Here is a 19,147-nt window from a genome sequence, read left to right as displayed (position 1 = left end):
GAAGCAACCATGGAAAATCAATGGCAACAACTTCGCGCGGTTCTGAACGGAGAACATAGCGAACGCGACGGGCTGAGTGGTCAGTTTTTTAACCGCCTGCTTTACTGTCTGGATGATGTACAGGCGGGAGAATGCGACCGCCTGCACGCATTTTATGATGCACTGCAATGCGCACGGGCATTTGGGCTGATGCCGTTAAGGCTGCCGTACCGACACCTTACCGAAGGCGCAATGCTCCAGCATTTTGGTTTGAGACGGGATCGTGACTACCCAGGTGAACTGTTTCTGACGCGTGAAGCGGAAGAGATTGATCCCTCTCTCTTACCCGTCTGGAAAGGCGAGCAGCGCCGTTTTCTGGAAACCCCACCGCTGGATGTCCTTTTGCCCTCTGTACTCAACGATCCGCGTTATACGCACTACACATCTGCAGGGCAACAGCAGGCGGTACGCACGGTGTTGACCAGCGACAGAGATAAAACGCTGCTGGTGAACCTGCCCACCGGAGCCGGCAAAACCTTTGTGATTCACTCCCAGATGCTGACTTCACCGCGCAGGCTCCTGACGCTGGTGATTGTGCCAACCGTAGCGCTGGCAATTGAACAGGCTCTGCGGGCGCAAGAGGTGATGCAACAGGCCGGGCAGGATCACGGTGGCAGCTACGTCTGGCATAGCGGCCAGTCGATTGAAGAACGGAATATGATGAAGTTGCGGCTGGCATCCGGTGAGCAGCGAGCGTTATTTTGCTCTCCGGAAGCAGCGACAGGCGGGCTCTTGTTACAGCTGTTCTCGCTTGCGGAGCGCGGACTACTGGGCGCCGTGATAGTGGATGAAGCTCACCTTATCGATCAATGGGGGGCGGAGTTCCGTCCCGAGTTTCAGCTACTGGCACCCCTGGTGCGATCGTTGAAGGCTACCTCTTCAGACGGTGTCAAAGTCGTTCTGCTTTCTGCCACGTTTAGTCAAAGCACCCTGAATACGCTCAAAGCGCTCTTTGCCGGTAAACGACAGGCATCAGTGATTGAAGTGAACGGCAGTTTTCTGCGTCCGGAACCCGTGTGGTATGTCAGCGAAGCTGTCAGCCACGAGGATTACCTTACGCAGGTGGAAAACGCCATTGCTCGCTTGCCAGCGCCAATGATCCTCTACACAACCGAAGTGGAACAGGCCAAATTCTGGTACCAGTATCTACGTGAGCGTGGTTATCGGCGATGTGGATTATTCCATGGTGCAACGCCAATGCAGGAACGCGAAGGTCTTATCCACGCTTGGCGTAACGATGGGCTGGATATCATGGTGGCGACGTCGGCATTTGGCGTGGGGATGGATAAAAATAATGTCCGTTCCGTTCTGCATGTCGCAGTGCCTGAAAATTTTGATCGTCTCTACCAGGAGAGCGGTCGTGGCGGTCGTGATGGTAAAGCATCGGTCGCTCACATTATTTTCCATCACAAACAACTACAGATCGCACGCAACATTAACCGAACCAAACTGATCGGGGCCAGCAAAGGATATTTGCGCTGGGCCAAGATGCACCAGTTGCGCGAGCAGCATCAACCGGGTCAGTTCACCGTCCCGCTACGCGCGAAGCATGCCGACATTCGCATGGATTCGCAGAGCAATGTGGACTGGAATCTGCGTACCTTACTGTTAATGCAGCGCGCCGGTTTTATCGATATCACCTATCCACCGCCGGATCTTAGCGCTATCGCCCCGGACGAGCGTGATGAGTCCAGGGTCCATGCGTGGTTTGACCATTATTTCAACCATATTCAGATTTCTGTTCTCTGTGACGGCCATATGGATGAAGCGCAGTGGCAGAAGGAGATTCAGGCCCACCGTTCGCATGAACTGGCGATGCGAAAACAGGGATTTAGCGCGTTAGAAGGGTGGCTCAATGACCACACAATATCGTTGTGCCAGACGTTAGCGCAATTTTATACCCTCGATGGCTTTGTGCCGGAAATAGCCTGTGGCGGGTGTCCGGCCTGTCGGAGTAAAGGGTATCCTCCCTTTACTCCGACGCTCGGTCGTATAGCACACGTGACGGGCGAGACGATGCGGAACGTCATGGGAAATGAGCAACGCGTTTATTATTCTACTACGCTGACGAACCGGTTACTGCTGCGTCAGTGGAGTGACTGGATTGCCCGACTGCTGGCCAATCGCCAGATTCAGGCTATCCGCGCCAGCCAGAGCGTGCTCGCCCGGCTTGGTGAGGTCCTGTCCGCAGGTTTGCCTTTCTGGTGTTCACTTGCCGTTGATGAAGAAAACACCTGCTGGGATGAACTGGTACTAGTGTTGCCCGGCGAAACGATGCCTGAACTGGACATCTTCGCCAGCATCAATCGCATTATTGTTGCACCGGAACGTTTACAAGAACCGGGCTACCGCGGGCGTCGCTGGTGGGATGTTGATACCGGTGCCGTGGCATTAGAACAATTTCAGAGGAATATCAGCTAGTGGCAATTACCAACAACGCTGCCGCAGGGAGCCAGATCCGTCTGCTCTGCATGATCGATCGGGTGCTGAATCGGCGACTCGGAGAGGCCATCCCGATGGCAGATTTGATTGAATTACTGCGCCCGGAGATGCTGCCCGTCAGCGATGGGGCGAGAAAACGCCTGCCTGCCGAAGTCTCTTTCTGGGCAAAAGAAGGGTTATGGAAAAATGAGAGCGCTGGCCTCAGTCAACAGTCGCCACTTTCCAGCGAACGTAATCTGCCCGCACGGGTTTTGCGTACGCTAATTGACAGTGAGAAAACGACGCCGCTGCTGACCGGAACGCGCGGCCAGCCCTTGCTGATGTGCGTTACCTCCATGCTGGCGCAGGACAAATATACGATCCGCGGAAACACGCCGCTGACAAAAGAGGCGGTGCCGTTGGCCGTTGGCCCGATGATTAACAATAAATTAGCCGGTGAGGGGCGACGTAACCTCAACGTCTCTAACGAAGCAGAGCCATTCCTCGATTACTCATATTTCCTCGGTTTTACAGAACCTTATCTGGATGGCTGGGTGATGGACCCTACCCGCGCCATTGAAGGGGTTTTGGATAACCTGTCGCTTACCGCCGCGATGCCAATTCAGACATTCCTCAGCCAACTGGCAGAGCTTCTGCCAATGCTGGATGGAGGAGCCTACCGCCAGCAGGTTGAACCGATGATCTCCGCTGACAACTGGCAACCGCTGGAGAAACATATGATCAGCGCCGCGTTGAGCCAGGCGCTGCTCCGGCTTGAACTGACAATGCAGTTGGTTTTCACCACTCGTTCCGATGACCTTGACGCCATGGTCCTGCAAGCTCCGGATGGCAGTCTACGCCGTATCAGTACCGTGAGCCCAGGGGGGGCAAGAAAATGAGAATGATCGATTACTGGCCTTCCCTGCAAAACATCAATGAATGTATTCGCACCGAGGCGGAAGAGCTGGCGGAGTACACCTTACTGGCAGTGCATCAACCGGTGAATTTGCTGCGTCTCGATAAAGACGGCAACAACCTCGGACATGCGAAAGAAGAAGATTTGCTCAAGCACTTTCTGGAAACGCCGCGCCCAATTCCGATTGTGGGCAAAGCCGGAGTGGGTAAATCACACATCATCCGCTGGCTGGATGCGAAACTGCGGCTGCGTAAGGAGTACAAAGACAAGAAGTGGCATATTGTCCGTATTCCAAAAAGTGCCAGCTTGCGTGAGGTTCTCACCTCTATGCTGGCGGGCCTGGAGGGCGAGATCTTTGACGAAGCGCGGGAAGACATCAATAAGGTGTCGGAAAAACGTACGCCTCGCGAGATCGCTGAATGGCTGCTGATGCTGATGGGGCAAGAGCTGCGTAACCTGCATGAACGTAACAAGCAGGATATGGAAGCGCTGAAAAAACAGATGGCGGGTAGTACGCCTGAGCAGTTAATAGCTATCAAACCACAGGCGACCCGGCTACAGAAAATCCACGTCCACGCTGAAGATAATGCATTGCCAACGCTGATTAACGATGCTTACTTCAAGCAGTTTTTGCTGAAAGAAGAGCATTGTCTCTATCGCCTTGCCAACCGTCTGACCAACGGTGCAACCAGCAGCGATCTCGACGAGGGGGAACAGCAACTCCAGGCCAAAGATCTTGATTTCAGCTTTAATATTAACGATCTCAGTCTGCCTGCGCGTCAGTATATTCAGAAAAGCCGCCTGAATACGCATGAGGACGGGCGCAAAGATGCTTCGGAGATTCTCAACCTGGTGCTGGTTAAAGCGACGCAGGCGCTGTTTAACCAGCTCTTCAACTTCCGTGGCCGCAGTTTCTCTGACCTGTTTACCCAGATCCGTCAGGCGCTACATGAAAAGCAGATGACGCTGATGGTGCTGGTAGAGGATATGTCGCTCATCACCGCGATCGAGGATGTACTGATCGACAGCCTTGAAAGGGAAGGGATCCGCGACGGGAAAGAAGTGCTATGCCCGGTGTGTTCAGCTATTGCTGTTACTGACGGTTATCAGGGGTATGCCCGCCGTCGTCAGGGGATGCTGGATCGCGCGAAGGGTGAATGGGTGATCGAAGAGGTAGGGAGCGGGCGCGAAGAGACGCGACTGCGTATTGTCGATTTTTGTGGTCGATACATCAACGCGGCCCGCTTTGGGGGTGAAGCCTTACGCCAGCGTTGGGAGCAATCTGCTGATAAATCACACTGGCCACCTGACTGGGAAGCCAGCGCAAACGGCGACGAAATGGCCGAAGTGTTTGGTCGCAGCGAGCAAGGCTTTTCGCTGTTTCCCTTTAACACAAATGCTATCCATGCGTTGGCAGAGACATTCTGCCGCGACGATCGCAACGAATTAAAATTCAACCCACGTCAGATCATCAACCAGATTCTGTTGCGTGTACTGCAGCACTGTCGCCGTGATGCCGATGAGGGACGTTTTCCGCCGCCGCATCTTGGCGATGTTGCGGCGCCAGCAGGGCTTCGAAGCTGGCTGTTCCGTCAGGGCTTCGCCGACACCGAGCGTGCTGAATCCGTGGTCGCGCTGTGGGGTTATCCCGCCGATTCCGATGGCACTCTGGCAAGCACTCTGCCGCCTGATGTTGCCCGCAGTTTCGGTCTGGACGATCTGGCGCAGGTGTTGGAAATCACAAAAAGTGCTCCGGTCCATATTCAGCCGGTGGTGCCTACGCGGGTGACCAAAGTTGAGCCGCAGGTTAAAAAAACTGTTAAGCCAGAACCCACAACAGTTAAACCGAAAGTGAAAGAAGATAAAGATACCCTGGCTATCCGAGCGCTGGATGCGGCGGTGGGTGACTGGATGCTGAAAGGTGCGACGCTTGAGATCGATCCCGCGCGTTATATCAAAAGCTCCCTGGCCTTCTTCTTTGATAAGCGCGTCGTGGCGGAATGGGCGGGCAGTACCTATCGGCCAACACTTTGGTTAGGTAAATCCAACTTTGTCGCCGTTGAGTTACCTAACGCACAGGGCAACCGTGGCGTGCATGTGGTGAAATTTATTCCTCAGGCCGAATACGATAAGCGCTCGGTGCAACTAACGGATGCCGCGATGGCGTTAGCACGGTTTGGCTACTACAGAGAAAACTCCTTATCTAAAACCGAGGACTGGAGCTACGTAGATGGCAAAACGGATTACCTGATTATTCAGAGCTTCTGCGATCGCTGGGTTAACTATGCGCTGACGGAACTCGTTAAGCATAAGCGCAACGATCTGCCGCTGCTGCTCAGCGAGCAGATTGCGCTGGCCGACGCGCTGGGGGCCATTAAAACGGCGGATGGTTCGAAAGAGGTGCTTGCACGACTGCTGCAAAACAGCAAAACGCTTTCTGTGCAGTTTCGTTCCGGGATCACGAAGGCAATCACTGAACTGCGGGCAGAGGCATTAGCGAAGTGGGATGATGCCCAGGACGCATGGCTCAGCCTTGTGGCGCTAAACGATCATGCGCTGGAAGGCGATCTCCTGCTAAGTGCGATACAAAAGGCATTGAAGAAACGCTCAAAAAATACACATGCCGCTGTGGTGAAAAAGTCGCTCAGTGAAATCCGCCCCATACTGGATACCGCTGCTCTGTTTGCCGACTGTGAAAATGCGGATGATTTTTCCGAACTCGTCACCGGTTTGGCTACGTTAGTTAAATCTCTTGGGGACAGCGGCGATTATCCTGCGGATATCTCCCCGGACAGCAGCACGCTGACGGATTCACTGAATGCGCTAACTGAGGGGGGCATCTGGATGACGATCCTCAAATTGCGAGGCATTAATCAATCTGAAGATCCGCTGCGTCAATGGCAACTACTTTGCGAACTGGACGGTGTTTTAATTAACCGGCTCATGATGACAATGCAAAGCTGGCAGCAGGTACACAAACGTGTACTGGCGAATATTACCGCCTACAACCATTCACACGGTGGGCATCAGATCAGCGAATTTCGCACGCAGATTGAAAGCACGTTGCAGGAACTTCATCAGGTCCTCGACGCCATGCAGTCCGTTGCAGGGGAACAGTATGACAACGCTTAAGACCCAATTTACGCAACTGTGGGAGCAGTATCAGATAAAACAGCAGGTTCAGTCGCTGGAAGAGGTCTACGATCGGTACCGCACCATACGTGACGGCTTGCTGGATGTTGCCGAACCGCTGCAAAAAGCCCAAAAGAAATTTGAGGTGATCGGCATGCTACCGGAACCACATTCCACTATCGATTTTTCGCAAGAGGCGGCGCTTTTCGGCGGTGCCAAAACGCAGTTGGATGCGCTGACGGCACGCTTCAAAGAAAGTGGCGATAAAACCGAGCAGAGCGGGTTTTGGGAAACGGTGCGGGTTCTGAAGAGTGTACAGGAAAGTATTGATGATAAGGTGGATGCAACCTGGAAAGCGTTTGTTGCCGATCTTGAAGCACGCGCAATGCTGGATTCCGTCTTTCTGGAACAACAGCGCACGCTGGGGAACGTGTTGGTGTATGACGATTATCGCAAAGCGCGCGATAACTTTAATCGGCAGAAGTTAAGCGGACCAGACAGCCTGTCGGTGGTAAAAAACCTGCAGAAGTATAGTGATGAGATGGTCGCGCTTAAACGTTCAATGGACCCGGATGCACCAGACGATGTTCTGCGCTTTTTTGAGGCGTTGGACAGACATAATCATGCCTCGCTTACGCTGCTGACGCCGGGCGTGATTGCCTGGCTGGAAGAAAAAGGTATGCTGCCAGCGTTTAACGTGACACGTAAGAGAATGATTTAATGAAGGGAATCGAGCTTTCGCTTTTGCAACGCGTGCTGGATGCGCTGGAAGAACAAGAAAATGCGCTCCTGGTATGGGGCGACACGGGCGGTTTTTTTAATCTGGATGAGCTGTTAAGCACTATCGGACGGGTGTTACCTGAAGAAGATGCTGAAAAGGTTCTGGATGAGATGCTAGACGCCGCCATGTTGATTCAGGTGCCGCACATCAGTGGCACGCCTGTCTGGCGAACCCGAATGGGGGAAACGGTCCATCTCATGCGCAACCTACGCCAGTGGATGCATGAGCAAAAGCTGGAACAGAGCAAAACGCTGGTATCGGACTATCGCTTTATTCGTCGACCGCGCAGCTATCCCGATCGCGTTTACGAACCGGCAACGCTGATTACCGGCTGGAAAAAACAGCTGAACTTAAGCGATCGCGTCTGTGACATTATGTGCCAGGCCCTGGCGTCAGATAAGCCCTTCTTGCTGGCGGGTTTTCAGGTTCGCGCGACCGAACGCATTATGCAGTGCTGGCTGGAACATCAGGTGAAAAGCAATACGGCCAGCGGGACAATCGTCTGTGCTGGCACCGGTAGCGGTAAAACGTTGTCGTTTTACCTGCCTGCGCTAACTCGTCTTGCCGAAGAGATTTGTAACAACCCTGAGCGCAAGGTGCGCATTCTCGCCATCTATCCGCGAAAAGAACTGCTCAAGGATCAGTTTGCCGAAACGTTTTCACAGTGCCGCAAGCTTGACGAATTTATGCTGACGGCCGCCGGACGCAAGATTCGTATCGGTGCCTTTTTTGGCGATACACCGGTGAAGGCAGAATGGTCGAAGAAAGACGTTAAAGGGAAGGTTGGTCTACCGTTCGGCCTGATGAAATGCCAGCAGCCCCACCCGCAGCATCCTAAGCAGACTTGCGGAGGGGCGCTCATTTGGCGTCGTGAAGACATCTTTGACGAGCGTGAGGTGCTTACCTGTACGCAATGCCAGCATCAGCTGGATCAGAGTGAAATCATGATCACCCGTAATGCGCAGCAACATCGCGGCGACGCCCCGGACATTCTGTTTACTACGACGGAAATGCTGAACCTCCAGATGAACTCCACCTGGAGCAACCATCTGTTTGGTGTCGGTGAAGGCTATGGGCCAACGTTGGTTCTGCTCGACGAGGTCCATACCTACAGCGGAACCACCGGCGCACAAACCGCGCTGCTGCTGCGGCGTTGGATGCAGCGCACCGATTGTTTGCCGCATTTTGTTGGACTATCGGCAACGCTTGCTGACGCGCAGCACTTCTTTGCCAGGCTGGTGGGTGCCCCTGAAGAGGAGGTAGCCCTGATCCAGCCCTACGCGGAAGAGATGATCGAAGAGGGGGCTGAGTACCTGCTGGCACTGCGAGGCGATCCTGTCTCTGAAACGGCATTACTCTCCACCACCATCCAGGCCAGTATGCTAATGGCGCGCATGCTGGATAGCAAAGCGAACAAGTCACAAGGTACCTGGGGGAAGAAAACTTTCATCTTCACTGATACCCTCGACGGTAACAACCGATTGTACCACGACCTCAGCGATGCCGAAGGCTGGGAGACGGGGCCAGGACAGTCGCGCATTGATCATTCACCGTTGGCCGTGTTACGTAGTCCTTTTGATAAAATGGCATCTGAGCGGTCGAAAACTGAACTGGGGCAGAACTGGAAGGCGGCTATGGATATTGGCCACGACCTCGCGGAAAACAAAGTCATTTCCCGAACGTCGAGTCAGGATGCCGGTGTTGATGCATCAGCAGATGTCGTGGTCGCCACTTCTTCTCTCGAGGTGGGATATAACGATCCGTTGGTTGGTGCCGTTCTTCAGCATAAGGCGCCGAACGATGTCGCCTCCTATTTGCAGCGTAAAGGACGTGCCGGTCGTCCAAGAGGCATGCGCCCCTGGATGCTGGTGGTGCTCTCCGAGTTTGGCCGCGATCGTGTTGAGTTCCAGCGTTATGAAGGGCTGATGAGCCCGGAGATCAAACGTCAGGGCCTGCCGTTGGGTAACCAGCACGTGCAGAAAATGCAGGCCGCAATGGCGGCCCTCGACTGGATCAGCAAAGTTGGTAAATTCAAAGATCTGTGGGGCATGCTGAAAAAAGCTGAGCATAATCAGCTGAAATATGATCGAATGTATGCCCCGCTTATCCGACTGATTGAAGAGGTACTGAGTGGTGGAAGACGGCTAAACGAGTTGACGCGCTACCTTCAGGACGCTCTGCAATTATCTGACGGTGCGGTGCAAAATATCCTTTGGAGCCCGCCGCGCTCAATTATGTTTGAGTTTCTCCCCTCCTTACTGCGTAACCTCAGAACGCGCTGGTCGGTTAACGGCGTGGAGTGGGCCGGTCTGCGCCCGAGTCAACCGAATGACGAGAGTGAACAACATCGGAGCAATTCACCCGCTCCGGAATACATCCCGCAAAATCTGTTCAGCGAGTTGAATTTGCCGGAACTGGACATTCGCCTGAAGCGTGGACGTGATGACGAAGAACAGTGGGAAACCCTCTCGTTCTGGCAGGGGATGCGTGAGTTTGCGCCAGGGCGTCTGTCTAAACGCTACGCCATTAAATCGAACAAAAGTACGGATTGGCTGGTCCCGCAAACCTACGAGCCGGTGGCAGGAGAAGGGCGGCAATATGTTGATTTCCAGATAAGCGATGCGTTCGGCGATAGCTGGCAAAAAGAGTGTGAAGTCGAGTATCAGGGAAAAACGATCAAGGTTGTTAAACCGTCAAAGGTCATGACCACCCGGGCTGATATTCGTCGTATAAATGATAAAAGTAATGCGCAACTGCAGTGGGTACTCCACGTCATTAACCCTGCGGTTGCGACGCCCGACGAGGTGCCAAAGGGACCCTGGAAGCACACTCTGCACGATATCACGTTTTACAACCACCAGCATATGACATCGCTGGAACTGGTTCGCTTTTCTACCGGATCGCAGGCGTCGCTCCGGTTCAGAAATAAGGAACGAGCTCACGTTGATTTCACCTGGGTGAATGGTGAGGAACGGGTTGGCGTAGGAAGTCGTCAATGGGTGGATGCAATGCGCCTGCGTTTTAACCTCTCGTGTGATGACGTGATGGGGCTGCTGCATCAGGCAGAAATCCAGCGAGGTATGCGCCCCGTTTATTTTCAACATCTTGTAAGGCAGTCATCTGAATTTGAATTTGATAGCTTTAACGCGGACTGGGCTATTGAATGTTTTATGGCTCAGCTTGCGGAGACGTTGGCAAGCGGCGCTCGCACCTCGGTTGAGTCGGCGCTGCGAGAAATGGCTTCCGAAAAAGGGATGAAAAGGCTGGCTGATATCCCGGCCAGCCTGTTCCAGCCGGATACCGAAAATGAGGCTGGCACTGACCAAGCGCTACAGATCGGCCTCCATAAACTCCTTGAAAGGCCGGATATACAGCAGCTGCTGTTGAACTGCGCGCAGGCACTCTGGAAACCCTTGGCTGAGATCGGCGGCTTTGTTGAATGGGCGCGGCAGGTATTAGCGGACACTCTGGCTGCGGGTGTGCAGCAAACGCTAAGTACGCTACTTCCGGATGTTGATGAGCGAGCGGTCGTAACGGACTCCAGTTGGATGAGCGATCTCCGCACGGGAGCAGAATGGCTGGAAATCTGGCTCTGCGAGATGGAGTCGGGCGGCAGCGGGATTTTGATCCGTTTACAGAAGAAGTGGGCTGAAGACCCTGTGTCCTTCCTCAATGTCCTTGTGCGTAATCTTTCTGCCAGCGACTACGAGCAGATCGATTACGATCTGCGCACCGTGTTGCAGATGCTGCAAACGGATCACGCGCTTCGTATGGCGATCTCCGCCGTTCGTGAAGCCAGTAACATGGACGCCCGGCGGGAGGCTAACAAGAATCTTCATTTGCAGCTTTCACAGCGCGGTTTGCGTCTTTCCCACAGCTTTACAACTGTTCTGTACTCGCGGATCCTGCGGGCGGGTAGCGGCGATGACACAGACGCCCAGCTTTATCAGCTACTGTCGGACTGGTCGTCGCTTGAAACAAGTGCGGGTATTGAGTTCAGTATGAATACCATGGCGCACGCACTGGCGGTGAATGCGCTTGGCGTCAAAACCGATGCGTCCTTCGTATTTAACGCGCAGTGCCGGAACCAAAACCTGCTCTGGCCGCGTGGCTACACGGTCCGGCAGGCAGAACTCGGTTTTTACAATATGTTTTGCTCGCGTAAAGTTACGACTGAGCGCCTGCTTGCCGGCGCGCTATTTAGTGAGCAGATCGAAAAGATCTCCCTTGATGAGGATGACTGGCTTGGGCAACTGCATACGGCATTGTGTAAAGCCGGTCGAGTTGAGCTGCAACTCACGCGCGCGCAGCGAAATCAATTACATCAGGTCATTAACACCGTGCAAATTGAACCAGTCGATCATTTAGGACTGCTGCTGTATCCGCGTCTTGGTGAAGTTCGCCGCGAGCAGGACGTGCTCATTTTACGTATTGAACTGGCGGAGGCGATGCAATGATCGGACGTGCAAAACAGCGCCAGATTTTTTTACACGGTGCCGCAGGGCAACGGCAATTGCGGGAAGTGCTCAGCGCCCAACTTATCGCACTGATTATGCAGCCAGAGCCAATCTGGCTGGTGTCGCCGTGGGTGAGTAACTTCTCGCTGCTGGACAATCGTTCAGGCAACTGGGACAGCATTGATCCCGCGTGGGGAGGCCGGGAGGTGGATTTCATTGAGCTGTTGGCCTGTGCGGTGAATAACGGCGCGCCGCTTTCGCTGGTCACCCGCGACGAACCGATGAACCGTATCTTTGTAAAAGCGCTGGAAAAACGTCTGAGCAACTTTGCGAACTTTCGTCTGGAATGGCGTAATCAACTGCATACAAAAGGTTTTCTGACGCCAAATGTTTTCCTCAAGGGCTCAATGAATTTTACCCACAGCGGCGTTAATCGAAATGAAGAGTTTGTCGAACTGAACTGCGATTCGCATATGATCGGTGAAGCGATAGCCGAATTTGAACGTCAGTATCTTTTTATTGGATCACAGGAAGCGTTCTGATGTGTGCAGACTGGCTGAAAAATTATTACGCTAAAGATAACTATCTGGATTATGACAAGGCGATGCTGGGGGGATACGGCATCCCACAAATGAACACGCTGATTCAACAGGCCGCAACGTTACGGATGCCCTGCATCGTTCCTTCAACGCGAACGAGAAAAACGGTGTTTTATGCCCTGGCAGAGAATGCAAAAAGCCTGGAAGAATTACGACGTATTCTAACCGCGGCGCTGGGTTCCGCTGACACTACTCCTGACATTGCATCGATCTATCACTCTGACGATGACGGGGAACAGTTGCTGCTGGAGAAATCCCCGGACGGAATACTGGCCTTCGATTTCTTACAGGTGCCGGAGGGTTCGCCGCAGCAGGTAAAAGAGTGGCAGGTAGCGCGAATGAAGCGGGTATACGCCATGCTGCAACTGGTGATGGATCTTTATCATCAGCGACCCATCTTACATTCGCTGGTCAGTCGGCAAACCGGACGGATTCTCAGAGATTTCTACACGGCATGCCACGCGCGCGACGGCAAGATTGCCGAACAGTATCTGGAAGAGTTACGTGGTAATCAGGCACTGTCTTCTCTTAATCTCCTGTTTCTAGAACTACAGGGGATGGCGGCTTCGGCAAAATGGGACGCCATTCTCGGCCATCCCCGACTGGAGTTGTTGCTGCGGGGCCGTGTGCCGGAACGTATTCAGCGCCTGCTGTTACGCGCCTCTGGTCATTTAATGCTGAATGCCATTCGTGATGCGCACTTCCCTTTGGACAGTCGAGAAGAAGCCCGGCGGTTGGTGCTGGACTTGCTGCCGTTGTACAAGCATAAGCCTCGCTTTGCACATCAGCCAAGTTTTCTGCCTGACTGGCAACTGTGGGCCATGGGGGCCGCGCTATTAGGAATTGACCAATGGCAAACAGCTAGCCCACTTTTAACGTCTGACTGGATACAGCAGGTCGAACAGTGGACGACAGGTGAGAGTTCGCTGCCTGCTCAGGTAGAAGCGGAAGAAAAGGCGCTAATTCAGGCACCACCTATCATGCTGATTAGCGTGGAAAACGCGACCGACATGTTACTTGAAGCGCTACGGGCCGACGTTGAGCGTGAAACTGAGATCTACGCGCAACTGGTGGCGATGCCTGAAGCGACGCGTCAGGCATTACAAAAATTACCCAAACTCTGGGACGCATGGCTGGCGCTGGAAAAACGCTGTGAACCGCAGGACTATGGCTGGAGTCGCTGGCTTGATGATTTACAGCAGGCCACCGGACCCGAACAATTTGAATCACTGCGCCAGATGGCGTCCGTTTATTACATGGACTGGGCACCGTCAACCTTCAGCGAAACGCAGTGGCTTGTGTTGTTGGGACAGCAGTCCAACGCCCAGTTGAGCAAGGTTTTACGTGATGCGCTGCCAACTCTACTGAACTGGCTGGAAGAATATGATGTTCAGGTCTCTGCCTCTTTGTGGCCGGACTGGCTAATACAACTGGCTGTTGAAGACATTCGTTCAGAAGAAGACGTGCGTCTCGGTGGGATGATTCTGGATAAATTCCTTTCCGGTACCTTCGCTCGCAAGGAATATATCTCTGCGATTGAAGCGGCAGAAATGCTGTGTGCTGAGAACTTGTCGGTGAGAACCTTAGGCTACGCGATTGATATTGCTGAACTTCTGTATGATAAAGTGACTGCCGACGACGCTTCCAGGTTAGGTTTCTGGATCAAGTTACAGGAGTTGCTTAAGCAGCGCTGGGAGCGTCTGGATGTCAGTATGCAACTTTCCGCGCGCATGGTGGAAAGACTCTATCTCGGCGAACATGCCGGACACGTTTTCCCGGAAGAGGACAATACGCCGGGCGTAGCGTCTTCGCTTCATCGCGATCTCGACGGTAAAACGTTGGCAATTTACAGCCTGATGGAAGGTGCGGCGAGACGCGGAAAAGAGGCTCTACTTAAGTTATATCCTGGGTTGAATGTGGAACTCAATCACGATCACGTAGCTACTCCGGCGCTGATAAATCTGGCGGAAAAAGCTGACTACTTTATCTTCGCCAGCGCTAGCTCAAAGCATCAGGCGTTCTATACCGTGACTGATTATCGCAAAGAGATAATCTATCCCTCAGGTAAAGGGGCGTCGAGTATGATCGCAGCCTTCGTCAGTGCGCTGGATTGAGTAAAAAAGGAATAGCTTCTGCTATTCCTTTTTTGTTATTCACCACGGTAGATGCAGCCTGCAGAGCATGTCTCTTTCACGATGACTGCGCTCAGGATCGGGAGTTGTGGTTTAACCTGATTCCAGATCCATTGAGCCAGCACTTCGCTTGTTGGATTCTCAAGGCCAGGAATATCGTTGAGATAATAGTGGTCCAGCCTATCCAGCGTAGGTTTGAAGATCGCTTTTAATTCTGCGAAATCGATAATCCACCCCGTGTGCTTATCCACCTCTCCGGTGATCTCAAGGCGAACAACGAACGAGTGCCCGTGTAAACGTCCGCACTTATGCCCATCAGGTACATTGGGTAGTCGGTGTGCGGCTTCAAATGTGAAATCTTTATACAGAGTCGTTTTCATGAGTACCTCAATTTTTGTTATAATGTAACAAATCAAATCTGAGATAGGAAGTACGTAACTTGAGTATGTTAAATAAAAATCTGGATAGTTTGGCCAAGGTGCATTAACTCATTCATTCGTAAAACAAGTAAGATTGATTGGTTAGTTAGATGTATTGTCCTTACCGGCACCTTTCGTATGACGTATCACGCAACTACGTAGCCCCGCAGGAATGTGACTATACCCACTACGCATTCAGCATTGCGCCAGAGGATTTTGAACCGTTCTCATATAAGCTGAAACAGTCGGGAGTGACGGTCTGGAAAGACAATAAAAGCGAAGGGCAATCTTTCTATTTTCTTGACCCGGATGGTCACAAGCTGGAGTTGCATGTGGGAGATTTAGCATCTCGACTGGCACAATGCCGGGAGAAGCCTTACTCTGGAATGCGTTTCGGATCTGGAAAGTAAGCACGCAACTTTGTGATCTTCCACGCAGTATTCAATTTTATGTCCCATTCTGGGGGCAAACCCCCAAACTAAAATCTCACAACCAATTAATTTTCAACAAGTTAAACGAAAAGGCGAGTCCGGCCTTCGCACTTATCCCCTTAACACCTCTCTCATGTACCATTCTACAAGCCCTTACGGCACATCAATCGGCTTGTCGGCAGAACACAGAACAGCCTGTCGACAATCCTGCCTCCATTCATCATCTTCGACATCTGTATGTGCATAGTCTCGTCTGGTCCAATCGTTCCTTTATCAAAGCTTTTACGATGGGCCACATTGTTTGCGTATCTGTTGGATAGCGAATCCCATCTCGTCAGCAGAGAGTAATGTTCTTCATCAAAACCACTGGCAACTGTTGTGTTCGACGGTCTCTTTTTATTCTCAAACTACGTGAACTTTGCTGCTTATCTACTCTCCCCAAATCCATGCCAAAAAATGTGAACCTCATCCCTGAAGCAAATCGTAATCTCTGAAATCGATCCGTATCGTAAACTTTACTTTACATTTTTGGTGATGTTAGTCACAAAATTAAGCGCGGAGGGTGATCGCAATCTCACAATATCCTGGTATACAAAATCGACAATGTGAGCGGAAAAGAGGCTGGAAAGTTAAGTTTTCACTGCTTTCTCTCTTTTACCGCGTCTGGAGGGAAACTGCAATTCAAAAGATAAAAAATAACTTGTTGAAATTGAGTCAGTAAAAAAATGCTATGTGATTTAAATCACGCGTATTTACAGATTTTATGATTTACGCCAATGGCGAATATTGACGGAGCTATTTTCTTCATGAATTAAATCTTGCATAGTGCCCTCACATTATTTCTCCCCCTGAATCAGGAGGCGGATAGTTATATTCCATCAATCTTTATTGATGGACCAGGTATGCTTTACTTCACATTAATACGAACATGACCACTGTTAACTGGAGAAACAAAATGAATTATCCGGCAGAACCCTTCCGTATTAAAAGCGTTGAAACTGTATCTATGATCTCGCGTGATGAGCGCATCCAAAAAATGCAGGAAGCGGGCTACAATACCTTCCTGTTGAACTCGAAAGATATCTATATCGACCTGCTGACGGACAGTGGTACGAACGCCATGAGTGATAAGCAGTGGGCCGGGATGATGATTGGTGATGAGGCCTACGCAGGCAGTGAAAACTTTTATCATCTGGAAAGAACGGTTCAGGAGCTGTTTGGCTTTAAACATATTGTTCCTACGCACCAGGGGCGCGGGGCGGAAAACCTGTTATCGCAGCTGGCGATTAAACCTGGGCAATATGTTGCGGGGAATATGTATTTCACTACCACGCGTTATCATCAGGAAAAAAATGGCGCCACCTTTGTGGATATCGTCCGTGATGAGGCGCACGATGCCGGTCTGAATATCGCATTTAAAGGCGATATCGATCTTAAAAAGCTGCAAAAACTGATTGACGAAAAGGGCGCCGAAAATATTGCCTATATCTGTCTGGCGGTGACGGTGAACCTTGCGGGCGGTCAGCCGGTCTCGATGGCGAATATGCGTGCCGTCAGGGAGTTGACGCAGGCGCATGGCATCAAAGTCTTCTACGATGCAACCCGCTGCGTAGAGAACGCCTATTTCATCAAAGAGCAGGAAAAAGGCTTTGAGAACAAGAGCATCAAAGAGATCGTCCATGAAATGTTCAGCTACGCCGATGGGTGTACCATGAGCGGGAAAAAAGACTGCCTGGTGAATATCGGCGGGTTCCTGTGCATGAACGATGATGAGATGTTCTCGGCGGCTAAAGAGCTGGTGGTGGTATATGAAGGGATGCCATCCTACGGCGGTCTGGCCGGGCGCGACATGGAAGCAATGGCCATTGGTCTGCGTGAATCCATGCAGTTTGAGTACATCGAGCACCGCGTGAAGCAGGTTCGTTATCTGGGCGATAAGCTGAAGGCGGCAGGTGTGCCGATTGTTGAACCGGTAGGCGGCCATGCGGTATTCCTTGATGCTCGTCGCTTCTGCGAACACCTGACCCAGGACCAGTTCCCGGCGCAGAGTCTGGCGGCAAGCATCTATATGGAAACGGGCGTGCGCAGCATGGAGCGTGGCATTATCTCCGCAGGGCGTAATAAAGAGACGGGCGATCACCACCGGCCAAAACTGGAAACGGTACGCCTGACTATTCCACGCCGCGTTTATACTTATGCGCATATGGATGTGGTGGCCGATGGCATTATTAAACTCTATAAGCATAAAGAGGATATTCGCGGGCTGAAGTTTATTTATGAGCCTAAGCAGTTGCGCTTCTTTACTGCACGTTTTGATTATATTTAATGGTATTGATAGCCCCATTTTTAAATGGGGCTTTTTGTTTTTTATTATCCGAAGATGTACAAATGACAGCCGTAATTATAATTAATAGTCAACAGGAACATTTATCATGGATATTAATGCCATTGAACGACAGAGTTCCCCCGGACTTATTAGCGGGACGATGCTTGTCATCGCAACAGTAGTCGGCGGGGGAATGTTCTCCCTGCCTATTGCGATGGCGGGAGTCTGGTTTCCCGGCGCCTCTGTTATTCTGATCGTTATTGCCATCATGATGTTATTAACCGGCCTGATGCTGGTGGAAGTGAACCTTCACTATGGTGCCGGAGCCAGTTTTAACACCTTTACTCAGGATCTATTAGGGCGAAAGTGGAATATCGTGGTTGGCATCGCCTTTGGTTTTGTACTCTATATTTTAACCTATGCGTATATCTCCGGGTCATCGGCGGTGATGGCGCAGACGGTGTTTAAATATAGCGGTTTTCGTTTCCCGGCAAACATCTCCGTTATTGTCGTCAGTATGCTGGTTGGCGTAATCGCCTGGTATAGCTCGCTGCTGGTCGGGCGGATCACCACCATTCTGATCGTCGGTAAGTTTGTGGCGTTCTTTGCCACGTTCTCCGGGCTAATCGGCCATATTGAGGTGGCGAAACTGGTCGATAGCGTCGCCATCGCACTGCCGAATACGCAATATCTGCCCTATATTCTGATGACGCTGCCGTTCTGCATTATCTCCTTTGGTTTTCACGGCAATGTGCCGAGTCTGGTGAAACTGTATGGCACCCACGGCGTATCCCATATTACGCGTTCCATCGTGATTGGCACCCTGTTTGCCGTGCTGCTCTATATCTTCTGGCTGGCGGTGACGATGGGCAATATCAGCCGCGCCGAGTTTTCGCCGATCATTGCCAAAGGCGGCAATATTGATGTGTTTGTGGAAGCCATCAGTGGGCTGTTTACCAGTCGCTATATGGATTTAATCCTGACCTTTTTCGGTAACTTTGCCGTTGCCAGTTCGCTGCTGGCCGCTACGCTGGGTCTGTTTGATTATATTGCCGATCTGTTCCACTTCCCGGATAACGGCATCGGCAGACTGAAAACCGCGCTGGTGACCTATTTCCCGCCCGCTGCCGTCTGTTTCTTTTTCCCGAATGGTTTTGTCCACGCGATTGGCTATGCGGGACTGGCGTTTACCATCTGGAGCGTGATCCTGCCGCCATTTCTGGTGAAAGCGTCCCGTAAGCGTTTTGCCACGGCGCGTTATACCGCCCCCTGTAACAATACGGTGCTGAATCTGGTGATTGTCGGCGGAGGGATTGTGTATCTGACGGTGGTGCTGGATGTGTTTGGTTTACTGCCGACGTTCCGTTAGCGGGAGGCGCTATGTTTCTGACATTACTCAGGTTACAGCATCCGCTGGTTTATCGTTACGCCTGGCTGAGGGTGTGGGTGGTGGTGTTAAGAAAATGCGGACTGCGCAAGAATAAAACTCACAAA

10 protein-coding genes and 1 pseudogene are annotated in these 19,147 nt (G+C 52.0%); 10 read left to right on the top strand and 1 reads right to left on the bottom strand.

Going from position 1 to position 19,147, the window contains the following annotated elements; all coding sequences use genetic code 11:
• Positions 1 to 9 precede the first annotated feature (9 nt).
• Genes dpdF through dpdD form a run of 7 tightly spaced genes read left to right on the top strand, consistent with a single transcriptional unit; the run spans position 10 to position 14,459 of the window.
• Entirely contained in the window at positions 10 to 2,460 is a 2,451-nt protein-coding gene (gene dpdF, locus OGV79_RS20725) for a protein DpdF (RefSeq protein ID WP_200076055.1), read from the top strand.
• Positions 2,460 to 3,359, top strand: a complete 900-nt coding sequence (gene dpdG / locus OGV79_RS20720) for a protein DpdG (protein ID WP_086776562.1) — start codon at positions 2,460 to 2,462, stop codon at positions 3,357 to 3,359. Before dpdF ends, dpdG begins: the two co-directional genes overlap by 1 nt.
• Before the next feature lie 2 nt (positions 3,360 to 3,361).
• On the top strand, positions 3,362 to 6,508 hold the full coding sequence (gene dpdH / locus OGV79_RS20715) for a protein DpdH (protein WP_200076077.1): 3,147 nt from the start codon (positions 3,362 to 3,364) through the stop codon (positions 6,506 to 6,508).
• Positions 6,495 to 7,229 (top strand): protein DpdI, encoded by a 735-nt coding sequence (gene dpdI / locus OGV79_RS20710; RefSeq protein WP_200076054.1) that lies wholly within the window; start codon positions 6,495 to 6,497, stop codon positions 7,227 to 7,229. The genes dpdH and dpdI overlap by 14 nt, the downstream gene beginning before the upstream one ends.
• On the top strand, positions 7,229 to 11,746 hold the full coding sequence (dpdJ, locus tag OGV79_RS20705) for a protein DpdJ (protein WP_286468881.1): 4,518 nt from the start codon (positions 7,229 to 7,231) through the stop codon (positions 11,744 to 11,746). Before dpdI ends, dpdJ begins: the two co-directional genes overlap by 1 nt.
• The gene (dpdK, locus tag OGV79_RS20700) at positions 11,743 to 12,288 is read left to right on the top strand and encodes a phospholipase D-like domain-containing protein DpdK (protein ID WP_200076052.1); all 546 of its coding nucleotides are present in this window, start codon (positions 11,743 to 11,745) and stop codon (positions 12,286 to 12,288) included. The genes dpdJ and dpdK overlap by 4 nt, the downstream gene beginning before the upstream one ends.
• Positions 12,288 to 14,459 (top strand): protein DpdD, encoded by a 2,172-nt coding sequence (gene dpdD / locus OGV79_RS20695; protein WP_286468877.1) that lies wholly within the window; start codon positions 12,288 to 12,290, stop codon positions 14,457 to 14,459. The genes dpdK and dpdD overlap by 1 nt, the downstream gene beginning before the upstream one ends.
• A gap of 35 nt (positions 14,460 to 14,494) precedes the next feature.
• Here the strand turns inward: dpdD and queD are convergent, their stop codons facing one another.
• Complete coding sequence (gene queD / locus OGV79_RS20690) at positions 14,495 to 14,857, bottom strand: 6-carboxytetrahydropterin synthase QueD (RefSeq protein ID WP_064176632.1); 363 nt, start codon at positions 14,855 to 14,857, stop codon at positions 14,495 to 14,497.
• Positions 14,858 to 15,027: 170 nt separating this feature from the next.
• Here queD and OGV79_RS20685 point away from each other — a divergent pair.
• From OGV79_RS20685 to OGV79_RS20675, 3 genes and pseudogenes are all read left to right on the top strand, one after another.
• Positions 15,028 to 15,306: pseudogene (locus OGV79_RS20685) on the top strand (VOC family protein); the annotation flags it as partial.
• 976 nt (positions 15,307 to 16,282) lie between these two features.
• Complete coding sequence (locus OGV79_RS20680) at positions 16,283 to 17,653, top strand: tyrosine phenol-lyase (protein ID WP_049010418.1); 1,371 nt, start codon at positions 16,283 to 16,285, stop codon at positions 17,651 to 17,653.
• A gap of 106 nt (positions 17,654 to 17,759) precedes the next feature.
• Positions 17,760 to 19,022 (top strand): aromatic amino acid transporter, encoded by a 1,263-nt coding sequence (locus OGV79_RS20675; protein WP_012134247.1) that lies wholly within the window; start codon positions 17,760 to 17,762, stop codon positions 19,020 to 19,022.
• Positions 19,023 to 19,147: the final 125 nt, after the last annotated feature.

The sequence above is a fragment of the Citrobacter sp. CK185 genome (assembly GCF_030333565.1).
Taxonomy (GTDB): Bacteria; Pseudomonadota; Gammaproteobacteria; order Enterobacterales; family Enterobacteriaceae; genus Citrobacter_B; species Citrobacter_B koseri.
This window is presented reverse-complemented; position numbering and strand designations above follow the sequence as displayed.

What these genes read in the sequence shown, in the direction of transcription:
- dpdD (WP_286468877.1), top strand. Translation starts at nt 12,288, where the DNA reads ATGTGTGCAGACTGGCTGAAAAATTATTACGCTAAAGATAACTATCTG.
- OGV79_RS20675 (WP_012134247.1), top strand. Translation starts at nt 17,760, where the DNA reads ATGGATATTAATGCCATTGAACGACAGAGTTCCCCCGGACTTATTAGC.
- dpdH (WP_200076077.1), top strand. Translation starts at nt 3,362, where the DNA reads ATGATCGATTACTGGCCTTCCCTGCAAAACATCAATGAATGTATTCGC.
- dpdK (WP_200076052.1), top strand. Translation starts at nt 11,743, where the DNA reads ATGATCGGACGTGCAAAACAGCGCCAGATTTTTTTACACGGTGCCGCA.
- dpdF (WP_200076055.1), top strand. Translation starts at nt 10, where the DNA reads ATGGAAAATCAATGGCAACAACTTCGCGCGGTTCTGAACGGAGAACAT.
- queD (WP_064176632.1), bottom strand. Translation starts at nt 14,857, where the DNA reads ATGAAAACGACTCTGTATAAAGATTTCACATTTGAAGCCGCACACCGA.
- dpdJ (WP_286468881.1), top strand. Translation starts at nt 7,229, where the DNA reads ATGAAGGGAATCGAGCTTTCGCTTTTGCAACGCGTGCTGGATGCGCTG.
- dpdI (WP_200076054.1), top strand. Translation starts at nt 6,495, where the DNA reads ATGACAACGCTTAAGACCCAATTTACGCAACTGTGGGAGCAGTATCAG.
- OGV79_RS20680 (WP_049010418.1), top strand. Translation starts at nt 16,283, where the DNA reads ATGAATTATCCGGCAGAACCCTTCCGTATTAAAAGCGTTGAAACTGTA.